We start from the raw sequence: 14,231 nt of genomic DNA on the forward strand, positions 1-14,231 counted from the left end.
TTCTGAAATTGGAAAGTATCTTCAGATGAACCTTTTGCTGTGGGAGCTGGCCGGGCTGGCTGTCGCTCAGAAGGGCTTTTAATAGGGCGCTGTTGCGGCGGATCAGCCAGCCAGGCGCAGAGCTTTGCTAGACTGCATGAACAATGTCAGGCGCCGCCGGGGTTCATCGTGCCTTAATGCTGCACTTCTACAATTGCTCTATCCGCACGCCATTTCTGGTCTGCGAAGGATATTAGACTAAAGTTTTGCTGCAGTGCAAAAAACAGGTAGAATGGTAAGGTCTTTTTAAGAGGAATGATCTGAGTGGCCACCAAATATTTGAAACGTTTCTTTAAACCTGCATCCATCGCAGTTTTCGGTGCCTCCGCCCGGGAAAATAGTATGGGAGGGGCTGTGATCCAGAACCTGCAGGAAAGCGGTTTCAAAGGAGCGCTGTACGCGGTTAACTCCCAGGGTTATGACGAAGTGTATTCGGTCCCCTGTTTTAAAAGCCTGAAAGACCTGCCTGAGATGCCGGACCTGGCGATCATCTGCTCACCGCCTGAAACCGTGGCAGATATTATTCGTGCACTGGGCGCGAGCATGGTTAAGGCGGCGATGATTCTGACCGGTGGCCTGTCGAGTGCCGATGATGGCGTCAGTCAGACTCTGCGCGATGAAGTGCGCGAGGCGGCCAAACCATACGGCATCCGTGTGCTGGGGCCAGACTGCATGGGTATGCTGGTGCCGGGACACCATATGAACGCCAGTTACTCCCATGTGAATATCCTCAAGGGAAAGGTGGCTTATGTGGGGCAGTCGGGGATTCTCGGAACGGCCATGATCGATTGGGCAACCGGTCAGGAGATTGGTTTCTCACACTTCCTGACGCTGGGCGACGGGGCCGATGTGAACCTGCCGTCGGTCATCGATTATCTGGCGCAGGATCCATACACCCACGCGATTTTGCTGCAACTCAATCAGGTTGATGGTTCAGCCCGTGATTTCCTCTCTGCGGTGCGCTCAGCGTCGCGTAACAAACTGGTACTGGTGCTGAAGAGCGATATCTTTGTCGGTGAGAAATCCGGCACTGAACTGGCGCCGGGCATTTACGATGATGATCAGGTTTACGATGCCGCGCTCCGCCGGGCCGGTGTGGTTCGGGTAGAGACCTCCGACGAGCTGTTTAATGCGCTGGAGACCCTGACCCGGATGAAGCCGATGCGCGGTGAGCGTCTGGCGATTCTTTCTAATGGTACCGGTCTGAATGCATTGGCGACCGAACGTTTGCTGGAGCAGAACGGTAAGCTGGCCAAACTGACCGATGAAACGATTGACGCGCTGGGTGAAATCCTGCCCTCCTACTGGAACCGTTCCAATCCGGTAGATCTGAGTGCAGATGCTGAGCCAGCCCGGTTTGCCGAGGGCGTGCGCCTGTTGAGCAAAGATAAAAATGTGGATGCCGTGCTGGTGCTGCATGCGCCGACCCGTCTGGCACCTTCGGTGGCAACCGCCGATCAGGTGATTCAGGTGGTGAAGAAAACTCCGCGTAACGTGCTGACCTGCTGGATGGGCAGGGCTACCGCGATTGAAGCACGCAATCATTGTAATGCCGCGGGCGTCTCCACCTTTAAAACTCCTGAGGAGTCGGTGGATGCGTTTATGCATATGGTGGATTTCCATCGCAATCAGGAGGTGATGCGACAGACACCTCCGCCCTATGTCGAGCAGAATACCCCGAACCATATTAAAGCCCGTGATCTGGTGCAGAATGCGCTGGCAGAGCAGCGCGACTACCTGACCCATCAGGAAGCCTGTGCCCTGCTGGACCTATACGATATTCCGGTATCTAACACCTATTACAGCCACAATATCACGGAGGTTGTGGAGCAGGCCGGACGGATTGATAACTCTGTCCGGATCAAGGCGCTGCACCGGCAGAATGTGTACCCCTTCAGCTACGATGCCAAAGGCAGCCAGCGCTGGCGGGATATTGCCCTTGATCTGTTCTCAGCCTCTGAAATTGAGCACGCTACCACGCAGTTGTCGTACCGGGTTGCGGAAGATTTCAGGCCGGAGGATCAGCTTGGGTTCTGTGTTCAGCAGATGAAACGTGGTTTCCAGTCGTTGCAGATCAATGTGGGTATCACCCGTGATCCGACTTTTGGCCCGGTGGTTGTGTTTGGTGTGGGAGGCCATACAGTTGACGTACTGGCTGACCGGCATGTGATGCTGCCGCCGCTGAATATGGCGCTGGCGCAGGAGCTGATCCGGCAGTCACGTATCTGCCAGATCATTGAAGAGAACAGTTACCGTCCGCAGCAGGATATTGAGCAGTTATGTAAATTGCTGCTCAATCTCTCTGAAATGGTGGTCGATCTGCCTCACCTGAAGTGTCTGGAGATCAACCCGTTGCTGGTCAACAAGACCGGATTGCTGGCAACCGATGTCGCCGTTTCCCTCTCGGCAGAAGAGGGTAAACTGTCAATCTCTCCTTATCCTGAGCATCTTACTGAAGAGATCCGCCTGAAGCGTTCCGGGCGAAAAGCCATTATGCGTGCGATCCGGGGTGAGGATGAGCCGAACCATCTGGAGTTTTACAACAAGCTCAGCCCGCAATCGATCCGTCTGCGCTATTTCTACAGCCGAGGCATTCCGACCCATCAGGAACTGGCCAACTGGACTCAGATTGACTACGACCGTGAGATGGCGTTCATTATTTCTGTACCCCGGGATGAGGGCCAGGGGATGGAAACCCTCGGCGTGGTGCGTGCTGTGACTGATGCAGACAATGTTCGTGCCGAGTTCAGTGTGGTGATCCGGGATGATCTTCAGGGTGAAGGACTGGGCGTAGCCCTGATGAGTAAGATCGTCGATTACTGCCGCAGTCGGGGAACGTTGCAGATTGTTGGTTCAACCCTGCCGAACAACAAAGGGATGCAGAATCTGGCGAAGAAGCTGGGTTTCAGTAACAGCTTCAACGTCGAGGAAGATGTGGTTGATATGAAGATGATGCTGAATGAGCCCACCGAGGACTGGCAGCGACTTCGACTCAATCTGGCACACTGATACAGATCAGCCGGGCTTGCCCGGCTGATCTGTATTTGGCGAGAGCCTCAGCTTGTTTTTTAAAAGAGCCTCAGCCGGTTTTAAAGAGCTTCAATCAGATTCAGCCAGTGCCAGCAGTTCGCTGCCGGTCAGGCGATAACCGATCCACTCAGGTTGTGGTTTTGCTCCCAGTGATTCATAAAAATCGATTGCGGGCTGATTCCAGTCCAGTACACTCCATTCAAACCGGCCACAGCCTCTGTCAACGGCAATCCGGGCCAGATGGCGCAGCAGAGCATTGCCGGCGCCACTACCGCGCGCTGCCGGAGTGACGTAAAGGTCCTCAAGGTAGAGGCCGTGTTTGCCCAGCCAGGTTGAATAGTTGAAGAAATAAACCGCAAAGCCGACCGCTTCACCAGCCTGTTCGCAGATCAGGGCGCGGGTAGCGGATGCGTCGCCGAAAATTGAATCACGGATCATCTCCTCGCTGGCAAGGACTTCGTGAGCGGCTTTTTCATATTCAGCCAGTTCCTTAACAAAGCTGAGAATCAGGCCTGCATCTTCTGGCGTTGCGTTGCGTATCTGTAATGACATGACCGGGTTACCACCTGAATCGGGATAGGGTAAGAGGCGCGATACTATAACTGAGGTCAGGTGGCGGGGCCAGTGACCCCCGGAGGTAAAAAAGCCGCTGAAGAAGCGGCTTGGTCGATAAGGTTACATGGTGGGACAAAACATCTCATGCAGGGTGTGGATAATCCGTTTAGCGGTATCACCCTCGAGCGAATAAAAAATGGTTTGCGATTCCCTGCGGGTTTTCACCAGACCATCTTTTCGCAATACAGCCAGATGCTGCGAAAGGGCTGACTGGCTGAGGTCGAGACAGTTATTTAACTCTGTAACAGAAAGCTCCTTACCGTCCAGATAGCAGAGAATCAGCAGGCGGCTTTCATTGCCAAGGGCCTTCATAAGCTTGGCCGCTTTTCCTGCATTCACCTTCATCATGCTGAGGGTTTCTGCATCCAGGGGGGGAACCGAGGTAGTATCGTTCAAGTTTTACTCCGAAGCGCTGTATCTTTTATTATATTAAGTTGTCCTGCCAGCAATAGTTACTGCTCACCGGGCAGGCACTTTTCATCCCCATATCAGCGTCCTGTCTGCCGATTCTCTGATCGACTTAATCATTATAATCATCGTGGATAATGGTACCTCAGTTCTGCATGGTGTCGCAATTTTAAGCAATGCTTGTCTTTTAATATTAGAATGTTCTAATATTTAGGCCGCTATGAATATTAATCAGTGTTGCTGGAGAAAAAATGGCACCGGCTAAATGGATCGTTGAGCAATCGATGCAACAGGCAAAACCTGTGTTGCTGTCAATTTTGTTGCTGGTGGCACTGGCTGCCTGGCAGATCCCGTCGCTCAGTGTCGATACCGATCCGGAAAATATGCTGCCCCATGACCAGCCGGAGCGGCTGTTCCATGATCAGGTAAAACAGCGTTTCTCGCTGTACGACATGCTGGTGGTCGGAGTGGTGAACCAGACCGACCCAAACGGCATCTACAACCCGCAGACACTTGCTCTGCTGGAGCGGCTGGCACAGCGTATCAAGGCGATGGACGGGGTCATTGAGCAGGATCTGATGGACCTGAGCAGTGTTGATAATATCAGCCAGGTCGAGGCTGAGCCGGGGACGATTCGTTTTCAGTGGCTGATGCAGACGGCGCCCACCACGCAGGCCGGCGCAGAACAGGTTCGTCAGGCGGTTGAACGTTTGCCTCTGCTGCGTAACACGCTGGTTTCTGGCGACGGGCAGGCAGCCGCCATCTACATTCCTATTACGGCTAAATCTGAAAGTTACCGCCTGTCTCAGCAGATAGAAGCGGTGATCGCTGAATTGAAGACCGGGTCAGATGAGAGTAACCGCTTTTATATGGCTGGCCTGCCGGTGGCAGAGGACACTTTCGGCGTAGAGATGTTTATTCAGATGGCGATCTCTGCGCCGCTCGCCGGCCTGATGATATTTGTGCTGATGTGGCTGTTTTTCCGCTCATTGCTGCTGATCACCGCGCCGATGCTGGTCGCTATGGCGGCGGTGATTATCACTATGGGTCTGCTGATCGGACAGGGATTTACGGTGCATATTATGAGCTCGATGATTCCGATCTTTCTGATGCCGATAGCGGTCGTGGACTCAGTGCATATTCTGTCGGAGTTTGCCGATCGCTATAAACCCGGGGAGAAACCTCAGGCTGCTCTGCGTCAGGTGCTTAGCCATCTGTTCAGCCCGATGCTGTATACCTCGGTCACGTCGGCTGTGGGTTTTGCTTCTCTGGCGTTTACCCCGATTCCGCCGGTGCAGGTATTTGGCCTGCACGTGGCATTCGGGATTCTGCTGGCTTTTCTGCTCACGGTGACGTTGCTGCCGGCGTTTATTGTCAGCCTCTCGCCACAGCGGCTGGCTGCATTGAAAGATCATCGACTCTCTGCTGAAGAGGGGCGTCAGGCAGAACAATCCGGCCGGATGGCGCGGATGCTGTGGCGGATCGGACAATTTTCACTGGGTCGTGCGAAGCTGCTTATTGTTCTGTTTACACTGCTCAGCGGCTTGTCGGTATATGGCCTCAGTCAGATTCAGATCAATGATAACCCGGTGCGCTGGTTTAAACAGGATCATCGTCTGCGGATTGCTGACGAGGTGATGAACCGGCATTTCCCGGGAACCTATGACGCCTATCTGGTACTGCAACGCGACGCTGACGAAGACGCGGGCAGGATTCTGCTGCACCAGCTCAGGCAGCGCGCTGACAGTGCCGGGCTGAGCTCAGCCACTGCCACCTTGCTGCAACCTTATCAGGTGCCGTTACAGGCAGAAGATCTGGATCGTCTGGCGCTGGCACTGGATGATGCGGCATTCGCTGATGCTGAGTATCAGGAACAATGGCTGGCGATGCTTGATCTGGTGGAAGCGGAGCAAGGTCAGCGAAGTTATTTTCTGAGTCCTGAAGCCCTGAACTACCTGCAGGGGCTGCAGCAGTTCCTTGATGACTCGGAGCTGATCGGCAAAAGCAACTCTCTGGTGACCCTGCTGAAAACCGTTTATCGCGAGTTGCAGGGTGGAGCCGCAGAGGACTATCAACTGCCACCTACACAAGCTGCCGCCGCGCAGACACTGCTGAGTTATCAGTCATCTCATCGTCCGGATGACCTCTGGCATCTGGTCACTGTGGATTACAACGCGACTTTGCTCTGGTTACAGCTTAACAGCGGCGATAATCAGGAGATGGTGCGGGTGGTCGGGCAGGTACAGGGCTACATTGACACCCATCCGTTGCCAGCGGGGGTGAGCCTGAACTGGGCGGGGCTGACCTACATTAATCTGGTCTGGCAGGAGCAGATGGTCAGCGGCATGCTGAAGAGTCTGGTCAGTGCGTTCTTTATGGTGCTGCTGATGATGGTGTTGCTGTTCCGCTCGATTCGACTGGGCTTGCTGGCGATGTTGCCGTTGAGCGTGACGATTCTGTTTATCTACGGCCTGATCGGGTTTGTGGGTAAAGACTACGATATGCCTATTGCGGTGCTATCGGCTCTGACGTTGGGTTTATCAGTGGATTTTGCGATCCATTTTCTTGAGCGCTGTCGGGCTATCTACCGCAGCACTGGTAGTTGGCCGGCAACGGTGAATGCCCTCTATCAGGGCCCTGCACGGGCGATAAGCCGTAACGCGACCGTGGTGGCGATCGGGTTTACACCGCTGTTGTTTGCACCACTGGTGCCCTATATCACGGTCGGATTCTTTCTGGCGATGATCATGCTGGTTTCGGCGCTGGTAACCCTGATTCTGCTGCCGGCGGTGATCCATCTGATCGGCCAGAAATCAGCGCTGTTCCCGGCCGTTAAACAGGAGAAATACCATGACTAAACTTACAGCCTTTGCGGGCATTATATTCAGCCTGTGGCTGGGTATCAGTACACCTGCACACAGCAGTGAGGCGCTGACGGATGCTGACGCTATTGTTAATCGGGCCAATCTGGCGGCTTATTACGCTGCCAGTGATGGCCGGGCCGAAGCGCGTATGCTGATCCGGGATGCTCAGGGGCGTGAGCAGATGCGCCAGTTCACCATTCTGCGTCGTGACCGCGAAGAGGGAGGGGAGCAGGATTTTCTGGTGGTCTTCAGTCGGCCGGCGGATGTCCGTAATACGGTGTTTCTCGTGGCGAAAAAGCCGGGAGGGGACGATGACCGCTGGCTCTACCTGCCGGGGCTGGATCTGGTGAAGCGGATCTCCGCCGGGGATAAGCGCAGCAGTTTTGTCGGTTCTCACTTTTTTTATGAAGATGTTTCCGGACGCAGCCCCCGTGAGGACAGTCATCGTCTGATCGAAACCAGCGGGCAATACTATGTGATAGAAAATACGCCGCTGGCCCCGGCCAGTGTCGAGTTTTCCCGTTATACCGCCTGGATCAACCGGGACAATTTTCTCGCAGAAAAGATTGAGTATCAGGATGCTCAGGGTGAGGTCTATCGTCGGGTGGAAGTCCTGCAAAGCGAGATGATTCAGGGGCATATCACGGTCGCGGAATCCCGGGTCGAGGATCTGCGCAGCGGTGGCGAAACCCGGTTGCAGTTTCGCTATCAGAGTTATGATCTGGGGATGGGGGCTGAGGTGTTCAGTGAACGTTCCCTGCGTAAACCGCCGCGGGAATGGTTAAGGAGAGCTGAGTAATGCGGCTCTGTTATCGGAGTGTACCTCTGCTGCTGGCGTTATCAGCCCCCTCGCTTCATGCTCAGGATGACTGGGGTGAGGATGTCTGGGCGGAACCCGGGCAACAGGAGATCCGGCTACACGGTTTCGTTGAGCTGGCAGCAGGGGGCCGGATCGACAATGATCCGGTTCTGGCCGATGACGATCTGAGCCTTGCAGAATTTCGCAGTCGTCTCGAACTGGAAACCTACGCCGATACGGTCCGCCTGAGTGCCAAACTGGATCTTTATGCTGATGGGGTAGAGCCCGGTGCACATCTGGATATTCGCGAGTCGCTGGCGGATATTTCGCTGGCCGATAATGCCGACCTGCGTCTTGGTCATCAGGTGCTGACTTGGGGTACCGGTGATCTGTTGTTTCTTAATGACCTGTTCGCCAAAGACTGGCAGTCATTCTTCTCCGGACGGGATGATGAATATCTCAAAGCGCCCTCAACCAGTTTAAAACTCTCTCTGTATGGTCAGAAGGCCAGTCTGGATCTGGTCTGGACGCCGGAGCTGACCCCGGACCGGTTTATCAATGGTGAGCGCTTTTCCTATTTCTCTGCTGGGGCCGGTCAGCAGGTGGCGGCACCGGAGAATAAGATCGATCCAACCGAACCGAAACAGCGTCTGGCGAATGGCGAACTGGCTGCCCGGCTCTACGGACGCCGTGATCTGGGGTCGGGTAGTGCAACGGAGTGGGCTTTATATGCCTACCGTGGATACTGGAAACAACCCAATGCGATTAATGCAGACGGGGAGCCTTACTTCAGCCGTCTGAACAGTCTGGGGGCGAGTCTGCGTGGAAATCTGGCTCGTGGTATCGCTCATGCAGAGCTGGCCTGGTATCAGGGGCAGGATCATCAGGGTAATGACCCGCGCCTGCCAAACGATCAGTTAAGGTTGCTGCTCGGTTACGAGCAGGAGCTGGCACCTCGGCTGACGCTGGGGCTGCAGTACTATCTGGAAAGAACCCTGGACTATGATGCATTGTCAGAGAACGATAGTGGTTCGGTCTATCGGGTGGATGAACACAGGCAGCTCTGGACGATGCGCCTGAGTTACCGGGCAATGCAGGATCGGTTGAGCCTGAGCTGGTTCAGTTTTTACTCGGATACCGATCAGGATGCATACCATCGGCCATCACTGAGCTACAAGTTCAACGACAATCTGAACCTCACGCTGGGGGCCAACCTGTTTAGTGGCGCACAACCCCATAGCTTCTTTGGCCAGTTTGATCAGGCAGACAATGTCTACGCCCGGCTGAGATTCAGCTATTAGGCTGTCAGGCGTAATCCTTACGGTGGCCGCGCCGTTGTGACTTGGTTTCAGGTTTGAAGTGGGCCGGGGTGGTGCAGTTACGTCCGTTTTTCTTCGACACGTAAAGTGCTTCATCGGCTTTTTTAATGACCGCCATCGGGTCGCTCAGCTCCGGGGTTTTCTCACACAGGCCGATACTGATGGTGACGCTGACAATCTCGCTTTCAGAGGCTTTACTGCGTAATTTTTCGCCCTTTTCGTTATCCTGTGGTCGGTTCTGGTTACGGATATGCATCGGGTAGTTGGCGATAGTCTCCCGGAGTTGCTCGATATAGGGCAGCGCCTCCGCCTCGCTTTTACCCGGAAAGACCAGGGTAAATTCCTCACCACCGTAACGATAAGCCCGGCCACCACCGCTGACCTGATTCAGCTTAGCCGCTACCATCTTCAGAACCTGATCGCCGACATCATGGCCATAGGTATCATTAAACTTCTTAAAGTGGTCGATATCGCTCATCGCCAGTGTGTATTTTTTACCCAGTGTTGAGAGTTTATCCTGCAGCGCCCGGCGGGCCGGAATGCCGGTCAGCTCATCGATAAATGCCATCTTGTAAGAGTTCTGTACTACCGATATCGCCAGAGCGATCAGGCTGGCAGAGACAAACAGCGCAGAGATCATCGGCTGGTTAAACCAACTGAGCATGATCAGCGAGGAGATCAGTGAGGCCAGCAACGCCGCATCTGTAAAGGTACGACGAAACGCAAAGGAGAGCAGTACCGGTATCAGGCCGAGGAAAAAAGCCAGTGCGGCGGCTTCACTCAGGTAATACTCATGCAGCAGCATCTCAAGCATCATCATGGGCAGGTTCGGCAGGTAAAGCCCCAGTGAACCGTTAGACCAGACTAGCATCAGCAGGCCGTAGCTCAGCAGAATCGCCAGCAGGCGAATGATTCCGGCCGGTGTCAGCAGGCCCCGCTCCCGATAAAGCGCAATCATCCCCAGATGCAGGGGCAATAACAGTGAGATAAGACTGAACAGGACAAAAGCATCAGGTTGATTAAGGCTGGTTTGCAGGCCGTTCTGAATCAGCCAGTAGGCACAACTCAGATTAAGCGCGGCAAAGAGGATCCGGCTGGAGTTAAAACCATAACCCAATAAACAGACAATCAGGGCGACCGGATAGGGAGCCAGGGTAAGAATGGTCTGGTATTCGCTGCTTAACTGAGCGGTGACAGGAAGCAAAAAGCCGGCGCCACACAACAGGATAAGGGACGGTACGATTAAACCAGCGGTTCTCAGTAACATCAGATTATTGGGCTCAGTCAGGGTTCTACCTGCCCATTGTAGCCATATCGGCTTTAAAAATAATCTCCTTATTCAACAAAAAACACACAGATATCAGGTGATTGGCAGATTCTGGCACAGCCGATCAGCGGGCGCTTCAGAGGAGGCCGGGCAGTCTCAGGGGAGCTGCCCGGGTAAGGCTCAGTGCCGGGGTATGGCTTTGCCACAGCCGAGCATAGCCGCAAGGCTCATTGCCGGGCACCAGCCAGTAAAGGCCGACTGGGTCAGACTCAGGCCAATGACTCCGGTAGCCAGCAACAGATTAACCGGCAAGTTCAACAGAATCACCGGCAGCACGGTGATCAGTACTGCGCTGCCGGCGATAAAGTGGACGCCCTGATGGACGCTGGGCGCAGAACTGTCACAGCTTTCCTCTGAAAGGCCGATCTTACGAAACAGGTATACCGCGGGGCACCAGCGACTGAAACTGGACTGGAACAGGTTCAGGCCTACAAATGCGGTCAGATAAAGCCAGTCAGGATGGCTGTAATAGCTCAGTACAAGGCTGGTGAGTATAACGAGGCCTGCCATCAGGCGCAGTGCAGCATTCAGTGACATTGTCAGATCCCGGTGTAAGTTCGATGAGGTACATTATATATAAGTAGTTTCTAATATTAATATCTATATTAGATTATTTAAATATAAAGAGTGCAGACCAGATAAAGCAGGGGTTATAAGCAAATGCTGGCGAAGCAGCGGCTTAGCGTCCAGACTTTACAACAGGGGACAGCTACAGGACCGTGTAATGGAAAAAATACTGGTAAATATCGACTTTAAACAGGACAGCGCGGCGCTGCTGACCAAAGCCGCCCGGCTGGCGTTGCAGCACAATGCCCGGGTGGAGCTGTTCTGCTGTTGCTATAACCGCTCAATAAAGCATGGTTATCTGTTTGATAAAGCCGAGGAGCAGAAAGCCGAACATGCCTACGTGCGGCAGATTGAATCCCGGCTGGAAGCGCTCTGTCAGGGACTGCAGGTGGAGGGGGTTGAAGCAGAGTTCGATGCCTGCTGGAATCGCCATACCGGCGAGGGCGTGGTACGCAAGGTACTGCGCTATCAACCGGATCTGCTACTGCACCCGGTGGCCCCACACAGCCGCATTGGTCACTATCTGTTTGCGCCGGTGGACTGGCAGATTGCACGTAAATGTCCGGTACCGGTACTGTTTGTCAAAAACACCCCCTGGCCTGATCACTGCCGGATCGTCGCCTGTATTGACCCTTTGCACGAAGGTGACCAGCGTGCGCTGCTGGATCGGGAGCTGCTGAGCCGGTCGCGCGGTTTTGTTGGTGATGAGTTCACCGAGCTGCGTGTGCTGCACTGCTATAACACCCTGCCCCACGAAGCGATCTTTGATGAGCACGTTGTGACTGACTACGAAGCCCTGCAGGATCGGGTAGAGAAAACCCATCTTTCCACCTGCAACGGGATTCTGGAAGAGTTTGGTCTCAGTTCAGACTCCTATCTGGTGGATATCATCAAGGGTGAGGCGGACCTGACCATCAGTAATTATGCCCGGCATAATCAGGTTGATATTGTGGCGATGGGGGCCGTTGCCCGCAGTGTACTGGACCGCTGGCTGGTGGGCAGCACCATGGAATACGTAGTAGACCACGTGGATTGTGATGTGCTGATCGTTAAACATCCCGATTTTGTCTGCCCTGTTGCCGAGTAGCTCACTTCAACACTGACCGGTTCAGCGCTCCAGAGTTTGCAGTAACCGCCGCAGGCTCTGGTTAAGCTGTTCCACCTCCTCTTCGGAGAACGGCGACATCAGTCTGTCCAGATTTTCGACATGCGCAGTGACCGCCTGATCGATCAGGGTGAACCCTTCTTCTGATAATTGCACCAGCATGCTGCGGGCATCCTCCGGGTTGTTGCAACGGCAGATCAGTCCGCGTTTTTCCAGGCCTTTAAGCCGGTGGGTCATGGTGCCGGAGCTGACCATCAGTGAGGAAAATAACTGGGTCGGGGCGAGGCAGTAGGGCGCACCGGAACGACGTAATGTTGCGAGCACATCAAACTCCCAGTAGTTAAGGCCAAACTGCTTGAACACCTCTTCCAGTGGTGACTGCAGCAGGGCCGCGCACCGCTTCAGCCTTCCCGCCGGGCCCATCAGGTCAGCATTCAGTTCAGGCCGTTCCCGATTCCACTGTTGAATAAGGCGATCCACCGCATCGGTTTGTTGGTTCATATCTCTTCTCCTGATTTATCTTGATATTAAGATAAATCGATGACAGAATGAATTATATCTTGAATTCAAGATAAATTTTTTCGTTAAGGAGTTAACCATGATCCGTATTGAAAAGGGCGCTCTGCTAACCCTTGCATTGACTGCGCTGGCCCCGGTGTTGTGGGGCTCTACCTATATTGTCACCAGTGAACTGCTGCCACCTGACCGGCCTTATACCGCCGCGCTGATACGCGTGCTGCCTGCCGGATTATTGTTGCTGATGCTGTTTTCCCGGCAACTGCCACAGCGAACTGAATGGCTGCGCCTGCTGATTCTTGCAGCCCTGAATATCGGGGTGTTTCAGGCGCTGTTGTTTATTGCTGCCTATCGCTTACCCGGAGGCATCGCTGCTGTAGTCGGTGCCATACAACCGTTGCTGGTGATGTTGCTGATCTGGGGGCTGGACCGGATTCAGCCGGGGATTCTGACCCTGATTGCGGCTGGATTCGGGGTTCTGGGCATGGCTGCATTGTTACTGACGCCGGATGCCACCTGGGACAGTATCGGTCTGCTGGCGGCCTTTGTCGGCGCTCTGTCTATGGCCGCCGGGACATATTTCTCGCGACGCTGGTCGCTGTCGTTAGCGGTAGAGGCCTTTACCGGCTGGCAATTACTGCTCGGTGGGGTGTTGTTACTGCCTCTGGCGCTGTGGCTCGACCCGCCACTGGTGGCACTGGGGCTGACTGAGGTGGCAGCCTACGCCTATCTCTCACTGTTTGGGGCATTGCTGGCTTATCTGCTCTGGTTCCGTGGTCTGGCCCGGTTGTCACCCGTGGCCGTGTCCTCGCTGGGGCTGTTGAGTCCGGTCAGCGCAGTCTTACTGGGGTGGACACTGCTGGATCAGAGTATCAGCGGTATCTCCCTGCTGGGTCTGATAACCGTACTGCTCAGTGTACTGGCGGTGCAGTGGGGCGCTCAGTTCAAGCCTGGCTCTGCCCGTCCGGCTAAATCAAATTAATTAATTTTTTCAGGAGTGATCTTATGCAAAATTCAATTGTTTCTCTGATCGAAAACCGCCGCTCAATCGGTCGCTATAATCCACAGAAAGGAATGAGTGAAGCGGAAATCCGGGAGCTGATACGTCTGGCTTCGCTATCACCTTCCGCGTTTAACATGCAGAACTGGAAATTTATTGTGGTGCATACTGAGGAGGCAAAGCAGCGTTTGCACCGGGCGGCGTATTTTCAACCGCAGATACTGGATGCCGCGGCTACGGTGATTGTCTGCGCAGATACCGAGGGCTACCGGCAACTGGCGCAGCGCCTGCAACCGGCGGTCGATCAGGGAATTGTGGCCGCAGAAACCGCAACCGGCTGGGCGAATATGGCTGCCGGTGCCCATCAGGATAATGCTCAGTTGCGCCGGGATGAAGCACTGCGCAGTGCCTCTCTGGCATCGATGACCCTGATGCTGGCTGCAGAAGGTCTTGGTTATGCTTCAGGTGCGATGAGTGGCTTTGATGCCGAAGCGCTGAGTCAGGCGTTCGCTCTGGAAGCCGGTGAGTTGCCGGTGATGCTGGTGGCTCTGGGGCATGCGGCAGAAGGTAACTGGTCACAGAAACCGCGCCGGCCGCTGCAGGATATTCTGGAAATTGTCTGAGCGGACGCTGTCAGATCCG

12 protein-coding genes are annotated in these 14,231 nt (G+C 54.5%); 7 read left to right on the forward strand and 5 right to left on the reverse strand.

All coding sequences use genetic code 11. The features are described 5' to 3' along the window. The first annotated feature begins 303 nt into the window (after positions 1-303). On the forward strand, positions 304-3,048 hold the full coding sequence (locus tag QUD59_RS13670; RefSeq protein ID WP_286237661.1) for a bifunctional acetate--CoA ligase family protein/GNAT family N-acetyltransferase: 2,745 nt from the start codon (positions 304-306) through the stop codon (positions 3,046-3,048). A 90-nt stretch (positions 3,049-3,138) separates the two neighbouring features. On the opposite strand, the gene QUD59_RS13675 is transcribed toward QUD59_RS13670, so the two are convergent. Both QUD59_RS13675 and QUD59_RS13680 read right to left on the reverse strand, forming a co-directional pair. Beyond that, positions 3,139-3,621, reverse strand: a complete 483-nt coding sequence (locus QUD59_RS13675) for a GNAT family N-acetyltransferase (RefSeq protein WP_286237662.1) — start codon at positions 3,619-3,621, stop codon at positions 3,139-3,141. A gap of 123 nt (positions 3,622-3,744) precedes the next feature. After that, positions 3,745-4,029: an ArsR/SmtB family transcription factor gene (locus QUD59_RS13680; protein ID WP_286241033.1), complete on the reverse strand. Its 285-nt coding sequence runs from the start codon at positions 4,027-4,029 to the stop codon at positions 3,745-3,747. 314 nt (positions 4,030-4,343) lie between these two features. On the opposite strand from QUD59_RS13680, the gene QUD59_RS13685 reads away from it, so the two are divergent. The 3 genes from QUD59_RS13685 to QUD59_RS13695 are packed head-to-tail and all read left to right on the forward strand — an operon-like array spanning position 4,344 to position 9,056. Beyond that, positions 4,344-6,950, forward strand: coding sequence for an efflux RND transporter permease subunit (locus QUD59_RS13685; RefSeq protein WP_286237663.1), 2,607 nt, complete (start codon positions 4,344-4,346; stop codon positions 6,948-6,950). After that, positions 6,943-7,755 carry an outer membrane lipoprotein-sorting protein gene (locus QUD59_RS13690; protein ID WP_286237665.1) on the forward strand — a complete coding sequence of 271 codons (813 nt, stop codon included), beginning with the start codon at positions 6,943-6,945 and terminating at the stop codon, positions 7,753-7,755. Before QUD59_RS13685 ends, QUD59_RS13690 begins: the two co-directional genes overlap by 8 nt. After that, positions 7,755-9,056, forward strand: coding sequence for a DUF1302 family protein (locus QUD59_RS13695; RefSeq protein ID WP_286237666.1), 1,302 nt, complete (start codon positions 7,755-7,757; stop codon positions 9,054-9,056). The genes QUD59_RS13690 and QUD59_RS13695 overlap by 1 nt, the downstream gene beginning before the upstream one ends. A 4-nt stretch (positions 9,057-9,060) precedes the next feature. On the opposite strand, the gene QUD59_RS13700 is transcribed toward QUD59_RS13695, so the two are convergent. Both QUD59_RS13700 and QUD59_RS13705 read right to left on the reverse strand, forming a co-directional pair. After that, positions 9,061-10,341 carry a GGDEF domain-containing protein gene (locus tag QUD59_RS13700; RefSeq protein ID WP_286237667.1) on the reverse strand — a complete coding sequence of 427 codons (1,281 nt, stop codon included), beginning with the start codon at positions 10,339-10,341 and terminating at the stop codon, positions 9,061-9,063. A 180-nt stretch (positions 10,342-10,521) separates the two neighbouring features. Next, complete coding sequence (locus tag QUD59_RS13705; RefSeq protein ID WP_286237669.1) at positions 10,522-10,938, reverse strand: YgaP family membrane protein; 417 nt, start codon at positions 10,936-10,938, stop codon at positions 10,522-10,524. A 187-nt stretch (positions 10,939-11,125) separates the two neighbouring features. Between QUD59_RS13705 and QUD59_RS13710 the strand changes: the two genes are divergently transcribed. Next, the gene (locus QUD59_RS13710) at positions 11,126-12,055 is read left to right on the forward strand and encodes a universal stress protein (protein WP_286237670.1); all 930 of its coding nucleotides are present in this window, start codon (positions 11,126-11,128) and stop codon (positions 12,053-12,055) included. A gap of 21 nt (positions 12,056-12,076) precedes the next feature. On the opposite strand, the gene QUD59_RS13715 is transcribed toward QUD59_RS13710, so the two are convergent. Beyond that, positions 12,077-12,574 (reverse strand): MarR family winged helix-turn-helix transcriptional regulator, encoded by a 498-nt coding sequence (locus QUD59_RS13715; protein ID WP_286237671.1) that lies wholly within the window; start codon positions 12,572-12,574, stop codon positions 12,077-12,079. Between the two features lie 97 nt (positions 12,575-12,671). On the opposite strand from QUD59_RS13715, the gene QUD59_RS13720 reads away from it, so the two are divergent. Further along, entirely contained in the window at positions 12,672-13,571 is a 900-nt protein-coding gene (locus QUD59_RS13720; protein ID WP_286237672.1) for an EamA family transporter, read from the forward strand. Between the two features lie 23 nt (positions 13,572-13,594). After that, positions 13,595-14,212, forward strand: a complete 618-nt coding sequence (locus QUD59_RS13725; RefSeq protein WP_286237674.1) for a nitroreductase family protein — start codon at positions 13,595-13,597, stop codon at positions 14,210-14,212. Positions 14,213-14,231: the final 19 nt, after the last annotated feature.

Origin of the sequence: Neptuniibacter halophilus, assembly GCF_030295765.1 — a bacterium.
Lineage (GTDB): Bacteria > Pseudomonadota > Gammaproteobacteria > Pseudomonadales > Balneatricaceae > Neptuniibacter > Neptuniibacter halophilus.